A 4,988-nucleotide genomic window follows, 5' to 3' on the forward strand; every position below is an offset into this window, starting at 1 on the left:
TGTCCGGTGGCAATGTCGGTTTCCCCGCTAAAAAACCGAATTTTGCCCCCTAACCACACGTATCCTGCGGTAATGTTGTAGGTTAAGTCTACATTTTGACTAACCTCACAACCACTCAATACACAAGGTTGCAAGTTGTGCAAAATCTGTTCGCAGCCCAAAAGGGCTTCTTTTTGTAAAGTAACCAAATCGTCTATAAACAAGCCTTGTCCGCCAGGCTTGGTAAGCAACTCTTTCATGTTAAAAAGCTCTCCTTTCTATGGTTTTGAATAGTTTTTTACTCGGTATAATGGCAGAACTATATTTTTGCAGCAAATAGATAGCGCCTTCGTCGGCATCAGGTGCATCGTCATTTACGCTGCTACCTTCTTCAAACAAAAGTGTTTGTTCTATACTTCTTTGCATGTCAGGGTCATTTTTTTGCGTGATATCGTAAATAATTAAACCATTTTCGTACAGGGGTGTAAGGGCTTCGATGCGCTGAAGTTTGTTGGGCTTCTTTCTTTTATCCCTGCGTATAGGTAAAAAATAGCCTTTTTCCTGAGCAATCCGCTGTACTTCCTGCATGATAAATTCCTGTACAAACTGCTCTTCTATCCATATTTCTGCCGTAGGATATTGTTCATGCCATTGGTACAGGGTTTCAATCATTTTTTTGAGCGTGGTTTGTTGTACGAAAGCTTTCAAGCAGTAGTATCGCAAGCCATATCTACCCCATAACTTAACGGCTTTGTAGTCGCCTTTTGCAGAAAAAGAAGGGTCGCAATAAATTATCAGTTTGGCTTTTTGAAAAAAGTCCGCAGGCAAAGACTCAAATTTTATCCATTCGGGCTGAAAGACTTTGCCCTCTTCTATGGGTTCGTTTTGGTATTCACGCAAAAACTCTTTTGTGCCGATACGGGCTTTTATGTCATTGAAATAGGCAGCAGTGTATTTTTCTTTCCATGTAGGTTTGCCTTTGGCATCCAAAGCGTTAGCGAGTATAACCTTAAATCCTTTTTGTTCTAAAATGGCATTTATGGAATTTTTCGCAAACAGGTTTCCTGCCAAAATAAATCTTGCATTGCCTATGTCAAAACAGCCCATCAGGTCTTGGAGTACCCACTGCACGGCATCCTGGATACGGCTTTTGTTTCGGCTAAGCTCTGCCGTGTCTACGTCATCGCAAACGATGTAATCGGGTCTGTGTTTTCCCCTTCGCAGTCCTCGGGGGCTTTGTCCCATACCTAATGCTACAAAGGTAACTCCGCTTTGAGTGGTAAATTCTCCTTCCTGCCAATCGCCCTGCTTAAACTGCTCACCAAAGTCGTTAATGATCCTTTGATTTTCCATTAACTGTGCCTGTAAGTCCCCTAAAAGTCTTTTGGCGCTGTTGAGGTTATTACCTACAATTACTCCGAATTTGAGTTCGCTTTTTGCCATTAACCAAAGGGGTAAAAACACACAGGCGTGCATACTTTTGGCTGCGCCCCTGTGCCAGCGAAAAATCACGCTACAACGATGATGATGAGTTACATACCTGCATGCCTCAATGTGAAATTTAGCACAATCTACGCTGGCAAAGTCAGGAAAATAGTACTTGCAAAATTGGTTATAGTCCGAGAGTAAAGTGTCAATGCGGTACTTTTTCTCCGCTTCGCTTTCTTTTTTTACGTGCGTAGAGTTTTTAATTTGTTCGCACAGTTTGAGAAAATCCCTGTATTCTTGCGTTTCCTTCTTTGCCATTATGCTTTCTGTTTAATATACTCTTGGGCTAATTGTGCTGTATCCTCTGCATGGTTGGGGTGTTGTATCTGTACCCATTGCACAAAATCCGTCAAAATGGCTATGCGGTTGGACAGGTTCGTTTTGCCCGATATTTTTTCCAGCGCGGCGCTCATTTTGGCGATGGCGTCAATGTCCCCCACCAACACTTCCTCTTTTTTGGCTAATCCCTGCATAAACTTGTTACTTACCTCATAAGCCAATTTTTCAATATTGGTAGCGCTGACCACCCTTGCTTTTTTTATTTCTGCCCATTTATCCTGCTTTGCCCATTTATCAACAGTCCGCTCGCTGATGGCAAGCAGTTTTGCAATCTGTCCGTTGGACAAATCGCTGTTCATATAATACTCCATTGCCAACAGTTTGGCGTTGCGTTTAACGTTTGCCATATTTTTTGAAAATGTTAGCTTTAATCTCGTTAGTTTCTTGAAGCTCCGATTGATATTCATCAATAAGTTTCAAAAGCTCTTTTTCAATAACAGGCATAACAAGCTTTCCGCAGGCTACTCTGTAGACTTGGTCGGTGCTGTACTTACCTTTTAATCGGCTGACAATCTCTTTGCCGTAACCCCTCGGAAGCAGGCCACGTAGGTCTATTTTGCTCCTGTTGGCACAGTTAGGTTTTACTTCCATGCTACAAAGATACGTAGTTGTCCTACTATTTTCTACTTTTTTACGTAAAAAGCTGATTTTTACAGTAATTTACTGTAAATTATAACAATACGGCTCGTATCTTTGCACAAAGTATATGGCAACTTATTTTTTATATTCTGACATCAACGAATGGGCTACTTATACTCTTTCTGAATTTTTGCAGCAAAAGAAGAACGAGAATTTGGTGGTGCGCATCAACAGCAATGGAGGTAATGTAAATGATGGTATTGCAATGTATAATTTGCTGCAAAACTACAGAGGGCAGGTAACCACAGTGGTAGACGGGGCATGTTACAGCGCTGCAGTCCTGCCATTTTTGGCAGGGGATAAACGATACATGAACCCGGGCAGTACTTTACTTTTACACAATGTCAGTTCAGAATACATTCCCAGTGCTAGCGCCGAAGGGCTTCGCAAGCACGCCGAAACCATTGAGCAGTTAGAAAAAATCATCATTGATATTTATATGCAGGCTTTGGGCAAAAACGACGAGGCTACCCGCAGTATGCTGACAGATATGATGAACAAAGAAACCTTGCTGACCGCAGAGGAAGCTGCCAAAATGGGTTTTTGTGAAATACCAAAGCAAAGTGTGTATATAGACAAAAGCGTGATGGAGTTTACCAACCATATCCAAAAAACGAACGAAAAGCTATTGCAGGAGTTAGAACGGTACAAAAAACAGGAGATTGAATTTTTTTTGCAGGATGTACCCGAGGAAGCTAAAAAGGCGGTTTCGGCTTTGGCTTACACCAACATGGAGGAAGCCAAAAAACTCAAAGACTTTATTCTTAAAAACGCCAAACCTCCTGTGTTTAGCCAAATTCAACAGAACAGTCTGCGAAATGAATGGACTTTGGACGACTGGCGAAAAAAAGACCCCAACGGTTTGGAAAAACTTAAAAATGAAAATCCTGAATACTTCAAAGAACTTTTAAAGAAACAATAATATGGCAGAAACTATTATCCGACAAGGCGAAGATGTGTTGCTGAAAGTGGATATTATGGACGGCACTACCCCCGTGGTGCTTAACCCCACAAACATTAACAATATCGTAGCCGTGCTGTATGTAGCCAACACAGAAGTAGCTAAATACAGCCTGAACAGTATGCCCGGGCATGGCACATTGGACTATCACCCTACTCAAAACAACAGCATAAATATTGTGGTAGAGCGGGAGCAAAGCAAAAACTTTAATATAGGCGTGTTAAAAGTGGTGGTTTTAATTCAATTTATTGACCCTGAATTTCCTGACGGCAAACACCGTGAGTTTGTGGTGTCTATAGGAAGGGTAATTAAGGGCGAAAGCAAGGATATTGACATTTAACAGCAAAAACTTAAGTATAAACTATGGCAGGACTTAATAAAGAAATCTGGGAAAAGCAAATCCAGGAGCGTTTTATTCCCAGCAATGATTTTCTCAATGATGGTGTAGATTATTCCCAATTTACTACCAATGACGCAATTAACGTACCTATTGCAGGGGGATTAGTACAAGCGGTATTTAACCCCACACTTCCCATGACCGTTACCACCCGCACAGACACCAACAATGCGGTTACTATGCACGACCTGGCTACACAGCCCACGCGGGTAACGAACCCCGAAAAAATAGAGTTGTCTTACGACAAAATGGAAAGCGTCATTAAATCGCACAGGGATAGTTTGAGCAAAGCTATTGGAGATAGAACTTTGTTTGAGATAGCCCCCACGTCAGACACTACCGAATTGCCCGTTATTGCAGCCACAGGCACAGCTACGGCAGGCAACCCTAGACCTATCACTAAAAACGATATTGCTACTTTGGCGCAAAGGTTTGACGCAGCAAATTTTCCACAAGGCAGAACGCTTATTCTTACGCCATTTCAGTTTTGGGACTTGGTCAACAATGATGTAGCCCTTCAAAATCAATACTCTTACCAAAGCCGTGAGGGAGAAATTACAGGAGTGTTGTTGTATTACTACGGTTTCAAAATCCGCATGCGCACAGACACCCCTAACTATACCCAAACCTTGACCAAACAGGCTTTTGGCACTAACGACGTCAACTCTCGCCAAGCAGCTATTGCTTATGTGGATAAACAGTGGTTTTATGGATTTACACCACCAAAAATGATTACTACCCAAACGCCCGAATTTCTTGGAGATGTGTTTAATTTTTATTGCCGTTTTGGTGCGGGCAGATTTGCCCCAAGAGCTGTGGGAGCTATTGTCAGTGTATTTGCATAAAAACATCATAAATATAATGAAATCAAAGTTGTTACTTTTTGCTGCGATGTTGGCATTTGTCATTTCCGTAGCAAAGGAAAACCAAAAAAATCAGGTTATGGAAGAAACAGAGATTGTCTTTGCGCCGCTGAAAAAACATTTCAAAGGGGACGGCACACCTAAATCCCAAATTGTATTGCATCATACCGTAGGGGGCGATAAACCCACCCCTGTGGTGGAGTACTGGAACAGGTGTGCATCAGGCAGAGTAGGAACACACTTTGTCATTGGAAAAAATGGGGAAATTGTTCAAACGATGGACTTACAGAACTGGGCAAGCCACATCAATTGTGATGGTAAG

At 41.9% G+C, this 4,988-nt stretch carries 8 protein-coding genes; 4 read left to right on the forward strand and 4 right to left on the reverse strand.

Annotated features, from left to right (window positions below; genetic code table 11):
- The 4 genes from NZ519_12000 to NZ519_12015 all read right to left on the reverse strand — a co-directional run.
- Nucleotides 1-239, reverse strand: a 239-nt coding sequence (locus NZ519_12000; protein MCS7029477.1) for a hypothetical protein, incomplete at its 3' end; no start/stop codon positions are given.
- A gap of 1 nt (nucleotide 240) precedes the next feature.
- Nucleotides 241-1,725, reverse strand: coding sequence for a phage terminase large subunit (gene terL / locus NZ519_12005; protein MCS7029478.1), 1,485 nt, complete (start codon nucleotides 1,723-1,725; stop codon nucleotides 241-243).
- Nucleotides 1,725-2,153 carry a DUF1804 family protein gene (locus NZ519_12010; protein ID MCS7029479.1) on the reverse strand — a complete coding sequence of 143 codons (429 nt, stop codon included), beginning with the start codon at nucleotides 2,151-2,153 and terminating at the stop codon, nucleotides 1,725-1,727. The genes terL and NZ519_12010 overlap by 1 nt, the downstream gene beginning before the upstream one ends.
- On the reverse strand, nucleotides 2,140-2,397 hold the full coding sequence (locus tag NZ519_12015) for a hypothetical protein (protein MCS7029480.1): 258 nt from the start codon (nucleotides 2,395-2,397) through the stop codon (nucleotides 2,140-2,142). Before NZ519_12015 ends, NZ519_12010 begins: the two co-directional genes overlap by 14 nt.
- Nucleotides 2,398-2,512: 115 nt before the next feature.
- Here NZ519_12015 and NZ519_12020 point away from each other — a divergent pair, with 115 nt between their 5' ends.
- The 4 genes from NZ519_12020 to NZ519_12035 form a co-directional block, all read left to right on the forward strand.
- Entirely contained in the window at nucleotides 2,513-3,367 is an 855-nt protein-coding gene (locus NZ519_12020; GenBank protein MCS7029481.1) for a Clp protease ClpP, read from the forward strand.
- 1 nt (nucleotide 3,368) lies between these two features.
- A complete protein-coding gene (locus tag NZ519_12025; protein MCS7029482.1) occupies nucleotides 3,369-3,746 on the forward strand; it encodes a hypothetical protein in 378 nt (125 codons plus the stop codon).
- A gap of 23 nt (nucleotides 3,747-3,769) precedes the next feature.
- Nucleotides 3,770-4,648 carry a hypothetical protein gene (locus NZ519_12030; GenBank protein ID MCS7029483.1) on the forward strand — a complete coding sequence of 293 codons (879 nt, stop codon included), beginning with the start codon at nucleotides 3,770-3,772 and terminating at the stop codon, nucleotides 4,646-4,648.
- A gap of 46 nt (nucleotides 4,649-4,694) precedes the next feature.
- The coding region (locus NZ519_12035) for an N-acetylmuramoyl-L-alanine amidase (protein ID MCS7029484.1) at nucleotides 4,695-4,988 on the forward strand (294 nt) is incomplete at its 3' end.

Source organism: Bacteroidia bacterium, assembly GCA_025056095.1.
Lineage (GTDB): Bacteria > Bacteroidota > Bacteroidia > JANWVE01 > JANWVE01 > JANWVE01.

Bases quoted from the DNA above. Each gene is read 5' to 3' on its own strand.
- NZ519_12030 (MCS7029483.1), top strand. From the start codon at position 3,770: ATGGCAGGACTTAATAAAGAAATCTGGGAAAAGCAAATCCAGGAGCGT.
- NZ519_12025 (MCS7029482.1), top strand. From the start codon at position 3,369: ATGGCAGAAACTATTATCCGACAAGGCGAAGATGTGTTGCTGAAAGTG.
- NZ519_12020 (MCS7029481.1), top strand. From the start codon at position 2,513: ATGGCAACTTATTTTTTATATTCTGACATCAACGAATGGGCTACTTAT.
- NZ519_12015 (MCS7029480.1), bottom strand. From the start codon at position 2,397: ATGGAAGTAAAACCTAACTGTGCCAACAGGAGCAAAATAGACCTACGT.
- terL (MCS7029478.1), bottom strand. From the start codon at position 1,725: ATGGCAAAGAAGGAAACGCAAGAATACAGGGATTTTCTCAAACTGTGC.
- NZ519_12010 (MCS7029479.1), bottom strand. From the start codon at position 2,153: ATGGCAAACGTTAAACGCAACGCCAAACTGTTGGCAATGGAGTATTAT.